The sequence below is a fragment of the Bradyrhizobium sp. 63_E2_N1_3 genome, from assembly GCF_052076005.1.
Classification (GTDB): Bacteria; Pseudomonadota; Alphaproteobacteria; order Rhizobiales; family Xanthobacteraceae; genus Bradyrhizobium; species Bradyrhizobium barranii.
The window spans coordinates 8,189,689-8,207,841 of sequence record NZ_CP197235.1; the positions used below are offsets into that span (position 1 = coordinate 8,189,689).

The following is an 18,153-nucleotide window of genomic DNA, read 5'->3' on the forward strand; positions in this document are numbered from 1 at the left end:
GGACAGGCCGACGCCAAGCGCAACTGATCGCGCGGCAGCAATTCGAAATTGCACGCCGTGCTCTCTACATCTGCGACCCTACAGGGACTGCTTGTCGGTTATGTTACACATTAACGATAAACAACATAACGCAGGGAGCCTGTGCCTCGCAGAAACCGGTCCCTCGCAAGATCGACAGACGATCCATGCGAGAGTTGCGCCGCGGTCAATTTGAACGGGCATCGGCGCTATGGAAGCCAATGCCCGTCCGTCTTGGTTTTGCCTGCCTTAGTGAGCGGCCGCGAGCAAGGTCTGCTGTGGCGGCACATAGCTCAGCATCGTTCCGCCGTTGCCGTCGGCCGCGAGCACGAAGGACGAAGCTGCGTACTGCGCCAGCAGCGCCCAGGAGTAGCTCTGGCCGCCGTCGGTCGTGACCGTCAGATTGTTCGCGCTGTCGACATCGACACTACTGACCACCGTGTTGCGGAAGTCGATGGTGTCGTCAGCGCCGAAATTGGCGATCGCGCCAGACAGGCCCGTCGGCGCGTCGAGCACCAGCGTTGCGCCGTTCGAGCCGCCGAAATCGACGTTCTGGAGCAGGCCGCCGGCGTAGACATGCTCGCTGCCGCCGTCGAGATGCGAGTTCGAGGCGATGCCGCCCGCCCCCACTTCCTGCTCGCCACCACCGCTGACGGCTGCGGCGGTCGCAGCACCTGCGACGAACTGATAGCCGCCATTGATCGTCGCACTGCCGTCGGTGGCGCCGGAGTCCACATACTGGAAGCCGTCGGTCTCGATGGTCGTGGCGGTGGTTGCGCCGCCCGAACCGACATATTGCCGCCCGCCGGCATTGATGGTGGTGCCGGTGGCATGGCCGTCCGTGAGCACCTGCTGCTCACCGTCGAGCACGGTGTTGGTGACTGTCCCCTGGGAAACGTCCTGATAGCCGCCCGCCGCAACGGTCGTGCCATCCGCACTGCCGCCCTGATAGACATGCTGGATGCCGCCGCTCTCGACAAGAACCGCGATAGACGTCCCGTAGTCGTACTGAACGCCGCCTGCGCCAACGGTCGCGCTCGTCGTTGACCCGACGATGTACTGCCGGCCACCAGCGATGGTCGCACCGCTGTCGGTGGCGCCGGCGTCGACATACTGGAAGCCGCCGATCGCGATGGTCGTATTGGTGGTCGCGCCACCGGAGCCGACATATTGCCGGCCACCGGCATTGATGACGGTGCCGGCAGCCTGGCCACCGGCAAGCACCTGCTGATTGCCGGCGAGCACGGTGTTGGTGGCCGTCCCCTGGTAGACGTCCTGATAGCCGCCCGCAGCAACGGTGGTGCCGCTGGCACTGCCGCCCTGATAGACGTGTTGGGAGCCGCCGCTCTGGACCATTGCGCCGGTCGCTGTGCCGTAATCGTATTGATTGCCACCCGAGCCGATCGTGGCATTCGCGCTGCTGCCCGTCACATATTGCGTACCGAAGACAGTCGCATCGTGGTCGGCGCCGGCCGTGCTTTGGGTGCCAAGAGCCTCGATGACGGTGCCGTAGGTGCTGCCGTTGACGTAGATGTTCTGGAGTCCGCCCGACTTGATCGTGGTGTGGATCGCCGTGTTGCCGACCGTTTGCGTGCCATAAAGCACCGTGTCCTTGGCGGTCCCCTGGAAGCTCACGAGCTGAGTGGCGCCAGCCTGCACCAGGGTCCCGGTCGCCGTGCCGTATTCGAGCCCTTGGCTCCCACCATTGTATATCGTTGCCCCGGTCGAGGTCCCGCGGACGATTTCGCCCGCGCCAGAGAGAACGATCGCGCCGGTCTCCGCGGCGTTGGAATCCACGGTGAAGAAACTGTCGACAACCACCGCGTTGGCGAGCTGCGTGCTGGAGACAAGCGTATAGTTGCCCCTGATGAGCGTATAGGTCGGCGAGGCGCCGACATTGCCTGCGGCATCCGAGAATCTAGCCACGATCGTCGTCAATCCGTATGGCACGACCTGGCTATTGAACTGCCACGATCCGGTCGCGCTGGAGACGATCACGTCGGTCCCTCCAATCGAGACGGTCACCTGCGCCGGCACGTCGGTCGTCCCCTGCAGGGTGACCTTCGGGTTTGACACCGACGAGTCGGCCGACAAATTGATGCCCGTGATCCCGAGCGATGCGGTCGCATCGACCGTGAAGGTGAACGCCGGGCCGACGCTGCTGTTGCCGTGGGAGTCGGTCGCAGCCGCGACATAGCTGTAAGTGGTGCCGTCCTGCAGGCCGGACACGCCGAGGCTCCACGTGCCGTTCTGGCCGACCGTGGCCGTGCCGACGACTGCGTGAGTCATGGCGTCGGTGACCGAGATGGTGTCGCCGGCATTGCCGGTGCCGGCCAACATCGTCGCCCCACCATGGAAATGCGCCGCGTTGATGTAATTGTTGCCGTCGGCGCCGAGCGTGACGTCCCCGTCGGTGATGGTCAGCGCCGGCGACGTCCGCGCGATCGTGTACGCCGGTCCCGTCTCGCTGGATGAACCGGTCAGCAGGATATCGGTGCCCGAACTTTGAGTGAAAGGATTGGTGCCGAATTGATATCCGACCAGAACGTCGGCCTTGCCGTCGCCGTTCAGGTCACCGACGCCGATCTGCCCGGCGGTCTTGTCGAGCGGCGAGATCCTCACTTGCCCGAACGTGCCGTCGCCGTGACCGAAGAAGGTCGAGAGCGTGTTGTTGGTTCCGACGACCACGAGATCAGCCACGCCATCGCCGTTGATGTCGGCGACCGCGCCGGATCCGATCGTACCCGCCGCCTGAAGAGTCGTCCCGGACGAGGTGAAAGTACCGTCGCCGTTGCCGAGCAGGATCGAGATTGTGGCGCTGCTGACGGCCGCCATGTCGAGCTTGCCGTCACCGTTGAAATCGCCGGTGAGGACAGATGTCGCCGTCTTGACCGGGGACGACGGAGCCTGGAACGTGCCGTCACCATTGCCGAAGCTCAGCGCTATTGCCAGATTGGTCGAATTCCTCGTCACGAGGTCGAGCTTGCCGTCTCCATTGAAGTCGCCATAGGCGATGGAGCCGACGCCGAGATTCGTGGTGATGGCAGTCCCAAACGTACCGTTGCCATTTCCTGGCAGGACCGTGCTGCCGACGACGATGTCGAGCACGCCATCGCCGGTCACGTCGATCACTTTAGGTGTTTGATAGACGCCGCTGCCGGCGGAATAGCTCGTGTTGGCCCCGAACGTGCCGTTACCGTTGCCGAGACGAACAGTCACGGTACCGTCGAGGGTGACCTGTGCGATGTCCAGCTTGCCGTCGCCATTCAGATCGGCAAGCGCCAGCAAGGGCAATAGGCCTGGGCTCGAGGTGTTCGAGGCTGAGGAGAAGTGACCGGTGCCGTCGTTCAGCGCCACGCTGACGTAGCTCGGGTTGACGAAAAAGTTTGTCCCCATCACGACGTCCAGCTTCCCGTCTCCGTTGACGTCGCCGATCGCGAAGGACGTCGGGCTGTTTACGGTCAGCTTCGATTCGGATTGGTACGGTCCGACATAGTAACCATTGGTATCGTGGACGTTGCTTCCCGTGAACTGGAGCGCCACCGAGCCGGAGCCGAATCCGGTATTCACCGTGACCGTATAGCTCGAAAGGTTGCTGCCGGCGACCGGTGTCACGTCGGTGATGCCCGCGCCGCCGATGCTGCCACTCGTTGCAAGGCTGAACTGATCAATCGTGACGCCAAGAACAGGCTTCGAGAACGTGACGGTGTAGTGCACCGTTCCGGCGTCGGTCTGGGTCGGATCGGTCGCTGTGATGCTGGTGATGGTCGGAAGATCGGGGATGACGGGCATCTGAATTCCCTGCGGTGGCGCGTGTTGATGCGGGGATTCGAAATGCACACTGGCCCCGGACAAACCGGCGCCAGGCACATTCGATCGCGCGGCAGCAATTCGAAATTGCACGCCGTGCTCTCTACATCTGCGACCCTACAGAGGCTGCTTGTCGGTTATGTTACACGATAACAAAAATAACATAACAGGGAGAGGCTGTGGATAGTCGGCCTCATAGCTCCAGTAGACCGCCGTCCCCATTTTCGTCGGCGAAGGCCAGCAGCGTGCCCTTGGCGTTCCAGGCAATCGCGGCGACCGGAGGCGTGCCATTGCGGCGAACGAGGATCTCGGCGCCGTCCTCGAGCCGCACCATCAGCACGGTGCCATCGCTGTAGCCGGCGGCGAGGATGTCGTTCTTCGGATGGCAGGCGACCACGGACACGCGCGCCTGCAGGGGCGCGAGCATCGCGGGCTCCTTGCCCATCGGGCCGTCCTTGCTGCCGAACGGCCAGATGATGACTGTGTCGGCACCCGAAGTCGCCAATCCTTTGCCGCCCGCGCTCCATGACATCGAGCGGACGCGGCCGGGATAGCCGGTCATGCGCATGTGCCTGTTGTCGGCAAGCCGCCAGCCGTGCAGCGCCGCCTCGTGCATCGTGGTGACCAGGAACTTGTTGTCCGGGCTGAAGGTGACGCCGAGATGCGAGCCGGCCCAGGGCAGGAATTCGGCCGATCCTTCCATGTTCGGAAACCACAGCGTCGCGCCGTTGTAATGGGCAATCGCGAGCCGCAGGCCCTTCGGCGCGAACGCGAGACCGCCGACGGTCGAGGGCACCTCGAGCGACTTCTCCTCGGTCTTGCCGCTCTTGACGGTGGCCGTCTTGCCGGCCGACCAGGCATAGGCCCCGTCGGGATGCAGCGCCACCGCGTCGATCCAGCGCCGCTTCGGATCGGTGGCGAGCAGCGTCACCTCACCCTTGGCGTCGAGCGACACGACCTTGCCATCGTCGCCGCCCATGATGAGGCGCTTGCCGTCGGAGGCGGTCGACAGAATGCCGCTACTATGCACGGCGACCGTCGTGATCTCGCCCTTGGCGTCGACGAACGCGACATTCTCCTCGCCGCCGACGAAGGCGGCGCGGGGCCCAAGGAAATACACCGAGGTCACGCCCATCCCGAGCGTAACAGGCTTGACGCGATCGGTGACGGAGACGATCGAGGCGGAATCGGGGGCCGGCGTAAACTCTTTCATCACGAGACGATGCAGCTCTCAAAACCCTCGCGAATGGCCTTTTCCGGCAATTCGCGACCGATGAAGACGAGGCGGCTCTGGCGCGGCTCGCCGTCCTTCCATTTCCGCTGGTGGTTGCCCTCCAGCATCATGTGAACGCCCTGGAAGACGTAGCGGTCATCGTCGTCGTGGAACGCAAGGATGCCCTTGGAGCGCAAAATCTTCCCGCCCTCCACCTGCACCAGGTTCTGGAGCCAGGGCATGAACATGTTCGGATCAAGCGGCTTGTCGGTCTTGAGCGAGAGCGACTGCATGTCCTCGTCGTGATAGTGCTTCAGGCCGTGGCCGTGATCATGGTGGTGATGGTCGTGGCCGTGATGATCATGGTCATGGTCATGATCATCGGCATTTAAAAAGTCCGGCTCGATGTCGAGGATGCGGTCGAGGTCGAACGCGCCGCGGTCGAGCACGTCAGCCAAGGCCACCGAGCAGCGCTCGGTGCGGTGCAGCTTCGCATAGGGATTGATGGCGCGGATGCGGGCCTCGACCTCGGCAAGCTCCGGCTTGGTGACGAGATCGGTCTTGTTGAGCACGATGACATCGGCGAAGGCGATCTGGTTCTTGGCCTCGGGCGCATCCTTGAGCCGGTCCGACAGCCATTTGGCGTCGGCAACCGTGACGACGGCGTCGAGCCGCGCGTTCTTCTGCACGTCCTCGTCGACGAAGAAGGTCTGGGCGACAGGCGCGGGATCGGCAAGGCCGGTGGTCTCGACGATGATGGCGTCGAACTTGCCCTTGCGCTTCATCAGGCCGTCCATGATGCGCACGAGGTCGCCGCGCACGGTGCAGCAGATGCAGCCATTGTTCATCTCGAACACTTCCTCATCGGCGCCGATGATGAGGTCGTTGTCGATGCCGATCTCGCCGAATTCGTTGACGATGACGGCGTATTTCTTGCCGTGGTTTTCCGACAGGATGCGATTCAAAAGCGTGGTCTTGCCGGCACCGAGATAGCCGGTCAGCACGGTCACGGGAATTTTCGGGGAAGTCGCTTCAGACATAAGAACTCCGACATCGGGCTTTTCCGCGCGACGCGAGGCGGGGTGGCCCCCTGCCCTAGTGGTCAAGCGCGCTGGTCAGGGCCTTTATATTGTGCCTGACCATGTCAATGTAAGTGGGGGCAAGCCCCTTTTCGCCCGTCAGACCGTCCGAAATCAGGGTCCCGCCGACCTTGGCCCCGGTCTCGGCCGCGATCCGCCGGATCAGACGGTCATCACTGATGTTTTCCAGGAACACGGCCGGGATCTTTTGGGCCTTGATCTGGCCGATGATGGCGGCGATGTCCCGCGCGCTGGGCTCGGTCTCCGTGGAGACCCCCAAGGGGGCCACGAACTGGACACCATATTCGGCGGCGAAATAGCCGAAGGCGTCGTGGGTGGAGATCACCTTGCGCCGCTCCGGCGGGATTTTCGCCGCGGCCTCCCGCACCTCGCGGTCGAGCGCTTCGAGCTTGTCCAGATAGGCCTTTGCCCGGGCGCGGAAGAACTCGGCGTCGTCAGGGTCGGCCGCAGCCAGCGCATTGGCGATGTCGCTCACGTAGATCCTGGCGTTGGGGACGGACTGCCAGGCATGTGGATCCGCGGCCGAGCCGAGCTTCAGCGGTGCGATGCCGGCACTCACGGTGACCACCTGCGCCTTGCTTCCTGCGGACTGCACCAGACGGGGCAGCCAGCCTTCGAGGCCGAGCCCGTTGACGATGACGAGCTTTGCATCCGCAATCCGCTTCGCATCGCTTGGCGCGGGCGTGTAGACGTGGACGTCGCTGTCGGGGCCGACCAGCGTCGTGACGTCGACCCGATCGCCGCCAACGTTCCGGACGAAATCGCCGAGGATCGAGAAACTCGCGACGACATTGAGCCGCTCAGCCGCATGCAGCGGCGAGGCGATCAGCAGGAGCACACAAAGCAGGAGGCGCCGCATCGTCACGCCTCCAGATGCCGGCCGGGAAACATCTGCCGGACGATGCCGCCGACGCGGCCGAACAGCACCGAGACGATGTAGAGCACCGTCGCCACCAGAATGATCGCAGGCCCCGACGGCACGCGGGTCTGGAACGACAGCACGAGGCCCGCATAGCCCGAGACGGCGGCAGCGACGACGGCGATGCAGATCATGACAGTGAGATCGCGCGACCAGAACCGGGCAATGCCGGCCGGCAGGATCATCAGGCCCACCGCGAGCAGCGTGCCGAGCGCCTGAAAGCCGTTGACGAGGTTGATCACGACGAGCGCGAGGAAGGCGAGATGCGCGGGGCCGCCGGCACGGCTGACGGTGCGCAGGAACAAGGGATCGACGCTCTCGATCACCAGCGGGCGATAGATCACCGCGAGCACCAGCAGCGTGACCGTGGCGTTGAAGGCCACCACCAGCAGCGTCTGGTCGTCCATCGCGAGGATGTTGCCGAACAGCACGTGCAAGAGGTCGATGTTGGTGCCCTTGATCGAGACGATGGTCACACCCAGCGCCAGCGAGGCCAGATAGAAGGTCGCAAGCGAGGCGTCCTCCTTGAGCCCGGTCGAACGCGCGACCACGCCGGCGAGGATCGCAACCGCAAATCCTGCAACCAGGCCGCCGGCGGTCATCGCGAACAGATTGAGGCCGGAGAGCAGGAAGCCGACGGCAGCGCCGGGCAGGATCGCATGCGCCATGGCATCGCCGACGAGGCTCATTCGCCGCAGCATCAGGAACACGCCGATCGGCGCACCCGCCAGCGACAGCGCGATCACGGCGGCGAGCGCGCGCCGCATGAACTCGAATTCGGTGAACGGGCCGATCAGCGCGTCATAGATCATCTGCGATCACGCCGCCCGCGAGCGTCCGTCCTCGGCGCAAGCCGTGGCACTATCGTCAAAAGCCTCGCACATCCGCATCGCGACCAGCAGGTTTTCCGGCGTCAGCACCTCCGCCGTCGGCCCCCAGGCCACGGGACCGCGCGCCAGCACCAGTGTTTCGGTGAAATGGTTGCGCACCATTTCCATGTCGTGCAGCGCGGCGAGCACGGTGCGGCCCTCGCCGTGCCAGTGCTTCACCAGCGCGAGCAGATCGGCCGTGGTCTTGCTGTCGATCGCGTTGAAGGGCTCGTCGAGCACGATCAGGCGCGCGTCCTGGAGCAGCACGCGCGCGAACAAGATGCGCTGCATCTGCCCGCCCGAGAGCGTTCCGATGGGGCGGTTCTCGAAGCCGTTGAGGCCGACGGAAGCGATCGCGCGCAGGATCTTCTCCCGCGCAGCCTTGCCGATGCCCCCGAACAGGCCCGCGTCGCGCCACAGCCCGGTGCCGACGAAGTCGAACACCGAGATCGGGAAGCTGCGGTCGATCTCCGCGCTCTGCGGCAGATAGGCGATATCGCGGCTATCGAGCCCGCCGAGATGGATGCTGCCGTCGAGCGGCCGGAGGATGCCGACGATGCCGCGCAACAGCGTCGACTTGCCGGCGCCGTTCGGGCCGATCACGGCTACCAGCGCACCGGAGGCGACCTCGCCGTTGAGATGATGCACGGCCGGATGCCGGTCGTAGCCGAGCGTGACATTATGGAAGTGCACGGCCGCCATGGTCACCTCATCGCCAGGAAGACCACGCCCCAGAGCACGGCACAGACGGCAAGCGCGGCCGCGAGGCGGCCGGCCATGGTCATGCGCAGGATCGACCAGGGCGCGTCCTGGGCCGGATGGGGCGAGGCCGCATCATGGACATGGGCGTGGGTATGATCGTGTCCATGCGAATGCCCGTCGCCATGAGAATGGTCATGGGACTGGCCATGAACGTGGTCGTGGTGATGAGCGTGGGACGCGGCGGGAACCATGCCAGCGACGTTATATTATAACATTACCCCTGTCCACGGCCGGCTCAAGGCTTGCCGATCACCATCGCGATGGCTGCGGCGACGAACGGGAACGGCACCGAGACGGCGCAGCGGAACCAGACGAACCGGGCCGGCATGAACGGGATTTCCCATAAAATCACCCGCTGGAAGGCAAATAAGGCCCAGGCGACGACATAGGCAACCACCTGCGGTACCCCACCGCCCGACTTCAGCGCCACCGTGCCGATGGAGAAGCCGATCACGGGTCCGCCGGGCGTGGCGGCGCCGGCGACCACGGCGGTCGCAACCCCGAGCCAGCCACTGTCCGGCCCGAGCCAGCCGGTGATCACCTCCTGCGGGATGATGGCGGCGATGTAGCCGGAGCCGATCACCCCGAGCGCGATGCGCGGCACGATGTTGATGAAGTCCATGGAGCCTTCGCGGAGCGAGGCCTTGAACACCGGTGGGCCGCGGCGAAAGGCGATCAGGCCGACGCCGAACACCGAGCCCCACAACAGGATGTCGATCAGAAGCGCGGCGCTCAATTCTCGTCGTCCTTCGCGGCCGGCTGCGGATAGATCCGAACATAGACGAAGCGGCCGAGCGCGCCGGCGAGCACCGGCAGCGGCAGCGAGATCAGGATCCGCCACAGCGTGAAGTCGGTGCCCATGATCGGGATTTCCCAGGCCACCGCGCGGCCGTAGCCGATCAGGGTCCAGCTCACGACCATGGCGATGGTGGCGCCGAAATCGGCGCCGACGGCGAGCAGCGCGCTCGCCACAGGATAGGCGGTGAAGGGTCCGCCCGGCAGGATCGCACCGAAGGCGGTGCCGATCAAAAGGCCCATCAGGCCGGATTTCGGCCCGAGCGAGCGCGAGACTTTTTCGTGCGGCAGGATTTCGGAGATGAAGGCCCCGAGCAGGCAGCCGGCCAGCACGCGCGGCAGGATGCCGCCGAACAGCGAGAGGTCGTGCGTGAGAATCTCCAGGACACCGTCCGTGCCATCACGCCGCCAGACCAGGCCCGCGCTCACCGCCACCAGCACCGCGATGATGATGGTCGACCAGCCGATCGGCTCGCGCACACGCCCCGGCCGCGGCTCGGACTCCGCGTCCTCGGCAGGCGCCGGATTGTTCGGGGAAGGCTCTGACAACGGGCTCGGTGGGCTCGAGGGTGATGCCCATCCTGATTAAGGGCGCCGCCCATGCGATGCAAACAGTACGATGGCGGGAAGCGATGCGCACCTCGCGCAGGGCCATGCGAAGCAGCAGTCGAATTCCGCACAGCAAAAAGGCGGTCGCGCATGCGACCGCCTTTTCGAGTTCGTCATCCCGGAGCGGCGACGCCGCACCCGGAAAGTGTGATGGCTCAGGCCTTGTCGAACAGGGACTCGACGTATTCCCAGTTCACGAGGTTCTCGACGAACGCCTTCAGATAGTCCGGACGGCGGTTGCGATAGTCGATGTAGTAGGAGTGCTCCCAGACGTCCACGCCGAGGATCGGGGTGGCGCCGTGCACCAGCGGATTCTCGCCGTTCGGGGTCTTGGCGATCTCGAGCTTGCCGTTCTTGACCTGGAGCCAGGCCCAGCCGGAGCCGAACTGGCCAACGCCGGCCGCCTGGAAGTCCGTCTTGAACTTCTCGAAGCCACCGAGGTCCTCGTTGATCTTCTTCTCGAGCTTGCCCGGCAGCTTGGTGCCGCCGCCATTGGGCTTCATCCAGCTCCAGAAGTGGATGTGGTTGTAGTGCTGGCCGGCATTGTTGAACACGGCCGGGTTCTTGCCGAACGAGCCCTTGACGATCTCCTCAAGGGACTTGCCTTCCCATTCGGTGCCCTTAAGCGCGTTGTTGCCGTTGGTGACGTAGGCCTGATGATGCTTGTCGTGGTGGAATTCCAGCGTCTCCTTCGACATGAACTGGCCGAGGGCGTCATAGGCGTAAGGGAGTGGGGGCAGCGTAAAGGTCATGGGTTGTTGTCCGCGACTGATGGGGAACTGGCTTAACGGGGACTCTTATAGAAGGTTCCACCGCCGTTAAATACCGCCAATTTGCGAAATTGCGTGATGCGGCCGATTGGCCGGATTGCATAAAATCGACGCATGTGGGGCGCGCTTCGACAGGCCGTAAAATATCATTGCCTTTGAGGCGCTTATGGCGGAACGAACGCACCATGGCGCGGAGATGCAAAAGAGAAAGCAATGAGCATCGAGATCGACATCCTGAACGGCGACGCTTCGTGGCGGATCGCACAGCCCCTGCTCAGTGCGGTCTGGGGACGCGACGCCGCCGAGAAGCCGTCGTGGAGCCACGTTAAATGGGCCAATGCCGACCTTCGCGTGCTGATCGAGACGCCCGAGGACGGCCTCGTCTGCCACGTCGGCATCTACTTCCGTACCGTCACCTGGAATGGACAGAAGGTTCACATCGGCGGCATCGGCGGGGTCTGCACCCGCGAGGACCGGCGCGGCCGCGGCTACGCGACCATGGCGATCGACGCAGCCATCCACACCATGCGCGCCAACGAGGCGGTCCGTTTCGGGCTGCTGTTCTCCGAATCGAACAATTTTGCGTTCTACGAGGCCCGCAGCTGGCTCCCCTTCAAGGGCGAGGTCTATTGCGAGCAGCCGGAGGGTCGGATCCGCTTCGACTACATGGCGCCCTACGTCTTCAACATCGTCCGCGCGCCGACGCTGGGCACCATCGACCTATGCGGCCTGCCCTGGTGAGCCCTGCGTGAGGGGAGGACTGGCGCGAAGATGCTGCGCCCGATAAGATGTCGATCGTCATCCAATATTCCGCCCGGTGAACATGACGATCGACGCCTCCGCAGACGCCGCGCCGCCACGTGCACCGGTCGCTTCCCCCATTGCGAGCCTGTTGACGGCGCCGATCCTGCCGACACTGCTGCGGCTCGCGATCCCCAACATGATCGCGATGGTCGGCAGCACGCTGGTTGCGATTGCCGAGACCTCCTATATCGGCCGGCTCGGCACCATTCCGCTGGCGGCGATCGCGCTGGTGTTTCCGTTCGCGATGCTGACGCAGATGATGAGCGCGGGCGCGATGGGCGGCGGCGTTTCGTCCGCGATCAGCCGCGCGCTCGGCGCAGGCGATCGTGACCGCGCCGCGACGCTGGCGCTGCACGCCGCCATCATCGGCCTCTGCGGCGGACTGTTCTTCACGGTGATGATGCTCGCCTTCGGCCGCAGCTTCTTCACGCTGCTCGGCGGACGCGAGCGCGTGCTCGAGGAAGCCAGCGGCTATTCGCAAATGCTGTTCTCCGGCGCGGTCGCGATCTGGCTCGTCAACACGCTGGCCTCGGTGATCCGCGGCACCGGCGACATGCGCCTGCCTTCGATGATTCTGATCGGGGCGAGCGCGCTCCAGATCGCGCTCGGCGGCACGCTGGGGCTCGGCCTATTCGGCTTGAAGCAATTCGGCATGCCGGGTGTCGCTGCCGGCCAGTTGATCGCCTTCACCTGCGCGGCGATCTTCTTCCTCTGGTATCTCCTGTCCGGCCGCAGCCGGCTGCCGCTGAAGGTCCGCACCTTCCATTTCGAACGCGCGATGTTCCTGGACATCCTCAAGGTCGGCGCGGTCGCCTGCCTGTCGCCGCTCCAGACCGTGCTCACGATTCTGATCTTCACAAAAATCCTCGCGACCTTCGGCACCGAGATGCTGGCCGGCTACGGCATCGGGTCACGGCTGGAATTCCTGCTGATCCCGATCACCTTCGCCTTCGGCATCGCCTCGGTGCCGATGGTCGGCATGGCGATGGGCGCCGGGCATGTGAAACGCGCGCGGCGTGTCGCCTGGACCGCGGCCGCGGCCTCGGGATTGACCGTCGGCCTGATCGGCCTCGTCATCGCGCTTGATCCGGCGTTGTGGGTATCGCTCTTCACCGGGGATCCCGGCGTCACCGCGGCGGCGCACAGCTATTTCCACTGGGCCGGTCCGGCCTTCGTGTTCTTCGGCATGGGCGTGTCGCTGTATTTTTCCTCGCAAGGCGCAGCGCGCGTCGGCGGTCCGGTGCTGGCCTCCACGGCGCGGCTGCTGATCGTCGCGATCGGCGGCGTCGGTCTCATGACGGCGCAGGCGCCGGCCTGGACCTTGTTCGCACTGGTCGGCGGCGCCATGGTCGTGTTCGGGCTTTCGACCGCGGCCTCGGTCGCCTTCGCACGCTGGGGCAAATGAGCGCAGGCAAATAAGCGCGGGAATGTGATTCCATCCAGCGTTGCACTATCCTGCCGGACTGCTATGGAGGCGCCTCCATTTTCGGGGGCACTTTCCATGTTCGGCAGATTCGCCATCCTTTCCATCATCCTGACTGCACTGTTTGGTGCGACCGCCGCCCACGCGCAGAGCGCCGATGGGACCTGGCTGACGCAGGCCGGCGATGCGCGCGTCAAGATCAGCAAGTGCGGCGGCGGCATCTGCGGCCATATCGTCTGGCTGCGCGAGCCCTATGACACCGCGACCGGCCAGCCTGCGATCGACAGCAAGAATCCCAATCCAGCGCTCGCCAAACGCGCGATGATCGGGCTGCCGCTGTTCAGCGGCATGGAGCCCTCAGGGCCGAACAAATGGTCGGGCCAGATCTACAATGCCGATGACGGCAGCACCTATGCGAGCAACGTCTCCGTGACTGGTGCGGATTCGCTGCGGGTCGAAGGTTGCGTCGGCGCGCTCTGCGGCGGCGAGACCTGGACGCGCGCGGGACGCTAGCTCGCGCCTGCCATCATCGCCTTCAACGCCGTTGCCGCCGACGCGTAGCCGCCGCGCGCGCCGTCGATGAAATGGACGTGGTCGCTGCGCAGGGCCGATGGCGTGAAACAGGTCATCATCGCGGCGTCCTGCGGGTAGAGGCCGTAGCGCACGACGCCGTCGCGTGCCGCAGCCGCGAGACGGTCGCTCAACGCGCGCTCGAGCTGCGGGGTGCAGTCGAGGATCATGCGCAGGCCGTCGTCATATTTGCGGAAGTCAGAATTCTCGACCACCTGGCGCTTGTAGACGTTTGGCACGAAACCGCCGACGTTGAGGTCGAAACGCATGATCAGATAGACGAACAGCGTGTAGGCCAGCACGCGGGCGCGGCGCGCGACCAGCGGACCGCCGCGTTTGGTGCGGGCTTCGAATTCCAGCCCCTGCGGCGGCCATTTCAGCGGCGGCCCCTGCGGCGGCACCGGGCGGCCGCCATCAGGGCTGCGCTCGACGAGATGGATGATGTCCTCGATCACCTTGCGGAAGGCGTGCGGATCGACACCGCGCGCCGGCATCACCAGCACCGACAGGATCAGGCCGCGCGCGGACGGCATCACCTCGAAGCGGCAGGACAGGCCGGAAAGATCGGGCTGCGTGCCGGCGGGTGCCTCGGCGACCGCGAACTCGCCGCGCTTCATGGCGGCGTCGGCCCAGGCGAGCCCTCCGCCGGAAAACATCGCATAGGACAAATTGGCCGACGGACCGAAGCGTGCGACGCGCACGTCGAGCCCCTGCGCGCGAATTGCACCCACCGGCACCAGCGCGACGCGCATCTTCAGATCGAGGTCTTCCCGCACCCAGGTTGCGGTCGCGGCCAGCGCCTCGCGGGCACGTTCGACATCGGAAGGCGCGACCGCAAAGCTCGCGCCGTCGCCGCCGAACACGAAGGGGAATTCGCGTCCCTCGAGCGCGTTGGTCACCGCCGCGATCACGGCGGCACCGGCCATGTTGACCGCCTTGTAGCGCTGCGCCGCAATCGCCTTGGTGGAATCGACGATGTCGGCAACGCCGATGCTCCAGTCGTCAGGCAATCGCGAATAGAGCGCGGGGTCCATCAGGCTGGTGAAGCCGCGAAAGACGGGAATGCTGCCGTAGAAGGATTCGCCTGATGTCATCGAGTGATGCCGGATGGTTGGGAAGCGCGTCCGAGGAAGATACGAGGCAGGATCGATCCGGGTTCGCCGCCCGGCGTCCCCTCTTTCGATTCCCGATCATTGGCCGAAATGCACCCGGACAACAAGATCGCGCACGCTGCAAATGCCGCAGTCCGTCATTGATCGGCGTCAAAGAGCCGGCCGGAAGAGCGGCTATGGTCGGGGCATATCCAGAGATTACATGGGATGATCGAAGTGCCCGACTTCGGCAACAAGGACTCGACGGCTCCAGTGCGCCGACGCACGCGGCTCGATCCGCTCAGCGCGGTGAAGATGCCGGAAGCACTGACCGCAGCCGTCGACGCCTGGGCTGAAGCTCATCACTTGTCGCGTTCGGCTGCGATCTGCAAGCTGGTCGAACTGGGCCTGAAGGTCGCGCCCCCGGCATTCTCGTCGGCCCAGCCGGTCGCATCCGACGCCACCAGGATCGAGGCGCTGGCCGTGCACGAGATCGAGCGGCTGCTCGACCCCGCATTGCCAACGGACGAACGCGAACGCCGCATACGCCGCCTGACCGAAGGGCCGCCGGAATTTTCACGCGAGCGGATTGACCTGCCGAAGTGAACGCCTAGTGGAGCTTTTCGTCCTCGCGCTTGCGCAGGGCGTCGAGAGAGAGATCGTGGCAGCCGACCAGGCGCACGAATTGCTGCGGATACATTTCATGACCGTGTCCGCCGGAATTCTGATGCGTCATCGGGGGGCAATGGACATCGTCCGGCTTCGCGCGAGGCTCCTCGATCCGGGCTTGATTTGAAGCGGTCATGTTTGAAGTGGCCATCGACTGCTCCCTCTCGATTAGGGCAGATCGATTGACGTAAGCCAATCGATTGCGGGGCATCTTACGACCAAATCCGGCTCGATGTCATTGCGTCGGATCAACTCAATCGTGGCGGCGGAGTTCCGCTTACGCCGTGTTCCCCGCATCGATCGTGAACACGGTGCCGGTGACGTTGCGGCCGCCCTCGCCGAGCAGATATTCCACCATGCGCGCGACATCGTCGGTCTCCGGCAGGCGACGTAGCGCGCTGCGGCCGGCGATGCGCTTGCGTCCTTCGTCGGAGAGATTGTGGGTCAGCTCGGTGTCGATGAAACCAGGCGCGATCGCGTTCACGGTGATGCCGAGCTTGCCGACCTCGCGCGCGAGCGAGCGGGTGAAGCCGGTGGCGGCGGCCTTGGTCGCGCCGTAGACGGACAGGCCGTTGTAGCCCGTGGTCGCGATGATCGAGGAGATGTTGATGATGCGGCCGGCACCGTCCGCCATCATCTGGCGCGCGACATATTTGGTGAGAATGATCGGCGACAGCACGTTGAGCTGCACCAGCGCCTCGATCTCGGAATTGTGCATGGTGGCGAGCAGGCCTTCGGTGCCGAGGCCGGCATTGTTGACGAGGCCGTAGATCGGGCCGAACTCGTCGCGGATAAGCTTTGCGAACGCCGGGATCGCGTCGATCACGGCGAGGTCGCAGGCGCGGAAATGCAGGCGCCCTTCGGAGGGGCCGATCGCCGCCCTGAGCTCTTCGCTCTCGCGCCGTGCCGCCGCAATCACATTATAACCGGCATCAGCCAGCCGCTTGCCGATCGCAAGGCCGATGCCGCGGCTGCCGCCGGTGACGAGGACATTATGCATCGGTGCGCGCCAGTTTTCCGGCCGGGGTGACGTCGAGTGCATCGACGAAGCGGATCACCGCCGGCACCTTGTGGGACGCGAGCTGCGCGCGGCATTGATCCAGGATCTGGTCCCGGATCTCCTTCACCCGCGCCTGATCGGTGCCGTCGGCAAGGATCACGTCCGCGACGACGATGCCGCCGGTGATCGGGCTGCGGCGCGATTTCGCCCGCGACATCCGCACGTCGGAATGACGATTGATGACCGCCTCGATCTCCTCGGGGTGAACCTTCAACCCGCCGATATTGATGATGCCGCCGCGGCGGCCGACGAAATAATAGCGGTCACCGCGCAGCTCGACGATGTCGCCGCTGTCGACGAACCCGTCGTCATCGGTCAACGCGGCCGCATTGCGGCCGATGTAAGCATGCGCCGTGCGCGTCGAGCGGATGCGCAGCGAGCCGTCGACGACCTTCATCTCGACGCCGTTGCGGTTGCCGAGATAATCGGCCGGAAAGCCCTCCAGCCCGTCATTGACGGCAAAGCCGACGCCCGCCTCGGTCGAGGCATAGGCGTGACCGACGGAGGAATTCGGGAACGCGGCCTTCAGGCCGTCGAGCACCGCCTGGTCGGCGATCTCGCCGGACAGACGGACGTATCCCGGCGCGAACTGTGCAGCCGAGCCGCTCATCAAGAGCTTGCGCCAGTGCGATGGCGTGCCGGAGATATGGGTGACACCGCGCGCGTTCAGGCGCGCGACGTGGTCGCCGAGCGCTTCATGCGGATCGGACAGCACCATCGAGCCGCCGGAGAGGATGGCGCGCAGGAAGATCTGCAGGCCGCCATAGCGGCGAATGTCGTAGAATGTCGCCCAGGCCGGCGCGGGTCCGCGCGCAGGGCCTTCGGCGACGATGGCGCCCGTCAATGCTTCCAGCGTATGGCCGGCGATTTTTGGTACGCCCGACGTGCCGGACGTCAGCATCAGCCATTCGGTGGCGCGTTCGGTCCTGGCCGGCGTGGCGGCCTGAAGCGGCAATTGCGCGGTGACGACGAGCGCGATTGTCTTTGCGGCCCATTGCGCGGGCTCGTCGGTGACGACGGCATCGATCTCGGCGTCCGCGATCAGCGCATCGAGATGCGCCGGATTGAGATCGGGCGGGCACAGCAGCATGCGCCGCGCGACACCGTCGAGCTCGACCATGGCGAGGCCCGATTTGAGCTGGTCCGACAGCTTCAGCAGGACAGAGCGGCCCGCCAGCTCACGCAGGCGGCCGCCCAGAACCGTATGCGGCAGCACATCCGTCAGCGACACCACATGATGGGCATCGGAGATCGTGCGGCCCTTGAGCTCCGGGCTCAGATAGTCGCGGAGCGCAAAAATCTCACGCGGGGACATTTTCGTAGGCCCGCACGAAATCGCCCACGGTGGCGGGGAACGCTACGTCCTCGGAAATGGTGAAGGGATCGACGCCGGTCTCGTCCTCGAGGCGCGCCACCAGAATTGCGAAGGCGAGGGAATCGAAACCCGTCTCGTGCAGGGACAGATCGTCCGAGAGTGCGGGAAGCGTGACGTGCTGCTCCTTGGCGATCTGCTGGATCGCTTCGATGACCTTAGACCTTACCGACATGGCTGGCTCACTCTTGTTATTGATGGTTCGTGTTGCAGCGGCTCTTGATGACCGCCTCCCCAAGGCCCGTGTTGTTTACCCGACAGAAGTAAATGGCTTCTTGGACAATTCAGATAAAATTGGA

At 64.8% G+C, this 18,153-nt stretch carries 19 protein-coding genes; 4 read left to right on the plus strand and 15 right to left on the minus strand.

Features of this window, described 5'->3' with window-relative positions:
• Nucleotides 1–267 precede the first annotated feature (267 nt).
• The 10 genes from AB7531_RS38910 to AB7531_RS38955 all read right to left on the minus strand — a co-directional run bounded on the left by AB7531_RS38910 (nucleotide 268) and on the right by AB7531_RS38955 (nucleotide 10,847).
• A complete protein-coding gene (locus AB7531_RS38910) occupies nucleotides 268–3,810 on the minus strand; it encodes an FG-GAP-like repeat-containing protein (protein ID WP_063985722.1) in 3,543 nt (1,180 codons plus the stop codon).
• 211 nt (nucleotides 3,811–4,021) lie between these two features.
• Nucleotides 4,022–5,041, minus strand: a complete 1,020-nt coding sequence (locus AB7531_RS38915; protein WP_063985723.1) for a WD40 repeat domain-containing protein — start codon at nucleotides 5,039–5,041, stop codon at nucleotides 4,022–4,024.
• Complete coding sequence (locus AB7531_RS38920) at nucleotides 5,041–6,081, minus strand: CobW family GTP-binding protein (protein WP_063985724.1); 1,041 nt, start codon at nucleotides 6,079–6,081, stop codon at nucleotides 5,041–5,043. Before AB7531_RS38920 ends, AB7531_RS38915 begins: the two co-directional genes overlap by 1 nt.
• A 55-nt stretch (nucleotides 6,082–6,136) precedes the next feature.
• The gene (locus AB7531_RS38925) at nucleotides 6,137–7,000 is read right to left on the minus strand and encodes a metal ABC transporter solute-binding protein, Zn/Mn family (RefSeq protein WP_063985725.1); all 864 of its coding nucleotides are present in this window, start codon (nucleotides 6,998–7,000) and stop codon (nucleotides 6,137–6,139) included.
• Between the two features lie 2 nt (nucleotides 7,001–7,002).
• Complete coding sequence (locus AB7531_RS38930; protein WP_063985726.1) at nucleotides 7,003–7,872, minus strand: metal ABC transporter permease; 870 nt, start codon at nucleotides 7,870–7,872, stop codon at nucleotides 7,003–7,005.
• A 6-nt stretch (nucleotides 7,873–7,878) separates the two neighbouring features.
• Nucleotides 7,879–8,631, minus strand: a complete 753-nt coding sequence (locus AB7531_RS38935) for a metal ABC transporter ATP-binding protein (RefSeq protein ID WP_063985727.1) — start codon at nucleotides 8,629–8,631, stop codon at nucleotides 7,879–7,881.
• 2 nt (nucleotides 8,632–8,633) lie between these two features.
• A complete protein-coding gene (locus AB7531_RS38940; RefSeq protein ID WP_063985728.1) occupies nucleotides 8,634–8,882 on the minus strand; it encodes a hypothetical protein in 249 nt (82 codons plus the stop codon).
• A gap of 44 nt (nucleotides 8,883–8,926) precedes the next feature.
• The gene (locus AB7531_RS38945; RefSeq protein ID WP_008138982.1) at nucleotides 8,927–9,427 is read right to left on the minus strand and encodes a hypothetical protein; all 501 of its coding nucleotides are present in this window, start codon (nucleotides 9,425–9,427) and stop codon (nucleotides 8,927–8,929) included.
• Entirely contained in the window at nucleotides 9,424–10,035 is a 612-nt protein-coding gene (locus tag AB7531_RS38950) for a permease (protein WP_063985729.1), read from the minus strand. Before AB7531_RS38950 ends, AB7531_RS38945 begins: the two co-directional genes overlap by 4 nt.
• A gap of 215 nt (nucleotides 10,036–10,250) precedes the next feature.
• A complete protein-coding gene (locus AB7531_RS38955; RefSeq protein ID WP_063985730.1) occupies nucleotides 10,251–10,847 on the minus strand; it encodes a superoxide dismutase in 597 nt (198 codons plus the stop codon).
• A 231-nt stretch (nucleotides 10,848–11,078) separates the two neighbouring features.
• Between AB7531_RS38955 and AB7531_RS38960 the strand changes: the two genes are divergently transcribed.
• The 3 genes from AB7531_RS38960 (at nucleotide 11,079) to AB7531_RS38970 (ending at nucleotide 13,605) form a co-directional block, all read left to right on the plus strand.
• Nucleotides 11,079–11,606 carry a GNAT family N-acetyltransferase gene (locus AB7531_RS38960; protein WP_063985731.1) on the plus strand — a complete coding sequence of 176 codons (528 nt, stop codon included), beginning with the start codon at nucleotides 11,079–11,081 and terminating at the stop codon, nucleotides 11,604–11,606.
• Between the two features lie 82 nt (nucleotides 11,607–11,688).
• Nucleotides 11,689–13,074 (plus strand): MATE family efflux transporter, encoded by a 1,386-nt coding sequence (locus AB7531_RS38965; RefSeq protein WP_063985732.1) that lies wholly within the window; start codon nucleotides 11,689–11,691, stop codon nucleotides 13,072–13,074.
• Between the two features lie 96 nt (nucleotides 13,075–13,170).
• Nucleotides 13,171–13,605 (plus strand): DUF2147 domain-containing protein, encoded by a 435-nt coding sequence (locus AB7531_RS38970; RefSeq protein ID WP_063985733.1) that lies wholly within the window; start codon nucleotides 13,171–13,173, stop codon nucleotides 13,603–13,605.
• Here AB7531_RS38970 and AB7531_RS38975 read toward each other — a convergent pair.
• Complete coding sequence (locus AB7531_RS38975) at nucleotides 13,602–14,756, minus strand: DUF3095 domain-containing protein (RefSeq protein WP_063985734.1); 1,155 nt, start codon at nucleotides 14,754–14,756, stop codon at nucleotides 13,602–13,604. The genes AB7531_RS38970 and AB7531_RS38975 overlap by 4 nt on opposite strands.
• 225 nt (nucleotides 14,757–14,981) lie before the next feature.
• Between AB7531_RS38975 and AB7531_RS38980 the strand changes: the two genes are divergently transcribed.
• The gene (locus AB7531_RS38980; protein ID WP_231143659.1) at nucleotides 14,982–15,359 is read left to right on the plus strand and encodes a hypothetical protein; all 378 of its coding nucleotides are present in this window, start codon (nucleotides 14,982–14,984) and stop codon (nucleotides 15,357–15,359) included.
• A 4-nt stretch (nucleotides 15,360–15,363) separates the two neighbouring features.
• Here AB7531_RS38980 and AB7531_RS38985 read toward each other — a convergent pair whose 3' ends face one another.
• The 4 genes from AB7531_RS38985 to AB7531_RS39000 form a co-directional block, all read right to left on the minus strand.
• Nucleotides 15,364–15,573 (minus strand): hypothetical protein, encoded by a 210-nt coding sequence (locus tag AB7531_RS38985; RefSeq protein ID WP_155794867.1) that lies wholly within the window; start codon nucleotides 15,571–15,573, stop codon nucleotides 15,364–15,366.
• 126 nt (nucleotides 15,574–15,699) lie between these two features.
• Nucleotides 15,700–16,422 carry an SDR family NAD(P)-dependent oxidoreductase gene (locus AB7531_RS38990; protein WP_063985737.1) on the minus strand — a complete coding sequence of 241 codons (723 nt, stop codon included), beginning with the start codon at nucleotides 16,420–16,422 and terminating at the stop codon, nucleotides 15,700–15,702.
• The gene (locus AB7531_RS38995) at nucleotides 16,415–17,797 is read right to left on the minus strand and encodes a class I adenylate-forming enzyme family protein (protein WP_063985738.1); all 1,383 of its coding nucleotides are present in this window, start codon (nucleotides 17,795–17,797) and stop codon (nucleotides 16,415–16,417) included. The genes AB7531_RS38990 and AB7531_RS38995 overlap by 8 nt, the downstream gene beginning before the upstream one ends.
• Nucleotides 17,784–18,029, minus strand: a complete 246-nt coding sequence (locus tag AB7531_RS39000) for an acyl carrier protein (RefSeq protein ID WP_014491754.1) — start codon at nucleotides 18,027–18,029, stop codon at nucleotides 17,784–17,786. The genes AB7531_RS38995 and AB7531_RS39000 overlap by 14 nt, the downstream gene beginning before the upstream one ends.
• Nucleotides 18,030–18,153: the final 124 nt, after the last annotated feature.

Bases quoted from the DNA above. Each gene is read 5' to 3' on its own strand.
- AB7531_RS38925 (WP_063985725.1), bottom strand. From the start codon at position 7,000: ATGCGGCGCCTCCTGCTTTGTGTGCTCCTGCTGATCGCCTCGCCGCTG.
- AB7531_RS38910 (WP_063985722.1), bottom strand. From the start codon at position 3,810: ATGCCCGTCATCCCCGATCTTCCGACCATCACCAGCATCACAGCGACC.
- AB7531_RS38930 (WP_063985726.1), bottom strand. From the start codon at position 7,872: ATGATCTATGACGCGCTGATCGGCCCGTTCACCGAATTCGAGTTCATG.
- AB7531_RS38935 (WP_063985727.1), bottom strand. From the start codon at position 8,631: ATGGCGGCCGTGCACTTCCATAATGTCACGCTCGGCTACGACCGGCAT.
- AB7531_RS38980 (WP_231143659.1), top strand. From the start codon at position 14,982: ATGATCGAAGTGCCCGACTTCGGCAACAAGGACTCGACGGCTCCAGTG.
- AB7531_RS38960 (WP_063985731.1), top strand. From the start codon at position 11,079: ATGAGCATCGAGATCGACATCCTGAACGGCGACGCTTCGTGGCGGATC.
- AB7531_RS38990 (WP_063985737.1), bottom strand. From the start codon at position 16,422: ATGCATAATGTCCTCGTCACCGGCGGCAGCCGCGGCATCGGCCTTGCG.
- AB7531_RS38920 (WP_063985724.1), bottom strand. From the start codon at position 6,081: ATGTCTGAAGCGACTTCCCCGAAAATTCCCGTGACCGTGCTGACCGGC.
- AB7531_RS38985 (WP_155794867.1), bottom strand. From the start codon at position 15,573: ATGGCCACTTCAAACATGACCGCTTCAAATCAAGCCCGGATCGAGGAG.
- AB7531_RS38995 (WP_063985738.1), bottom strand. From the start codon at position 17,797: ATGTCCCCGCGTGAGATTTTTGCGCTCCGCGACTATCTGAGCCCGGAG.
- AB7531_RS38915 (WP_063985723.1), bottom strand. From the start codon at position 5,041: ATGAAAGAGTTTACGCCGGCCCCCGATTCCGCCTCGATCGTCTCCGTC.
- AB7531_RS38940 (WP_063985728.1), bottom strand. From the start codon at position 8,882: ATGGTTCCCGCCGCGTCCCACGCTCATCACCACGACCACGTTCATGGC.
- AB7531_RS38965 (WP_063985732.1), top strand. From the start codon at position 11,689: ATGACGATCGACGCCTCCGCAGACGCCGCGCCGCCACGTGCACCGGTC.
- AB7531_RS38955 (WP_063985730.1), bottom strand. From the start codon at position 10,847: ATGACCTTTACGCTGCCCCCACTCCCTTACGCCTATGACGCCCTCGGC.
- AB7531_RS38975 (WP_063985734.1), bottom strand. From the start codon at position 14,756: ATGACATCAGGCGAATCCTTCTACGGCAGCATTCCCGTCTTTCGCGGC.
- AB7531_RS39000 (WP_014491754.1), bottom strand. From the start codon at position 18,029: ATGTCGGTAAGGTCTAAGGTCATCGAAGCGATCCAGCAGATCGCCAAG.
- AB7531_RS38970 (WP_063985733.1), top strand. From the start codon at position 13,171: ATGTTCGGCAGATTCGCCATCCTTTCCATCATCCTGACTGCACTGTTT.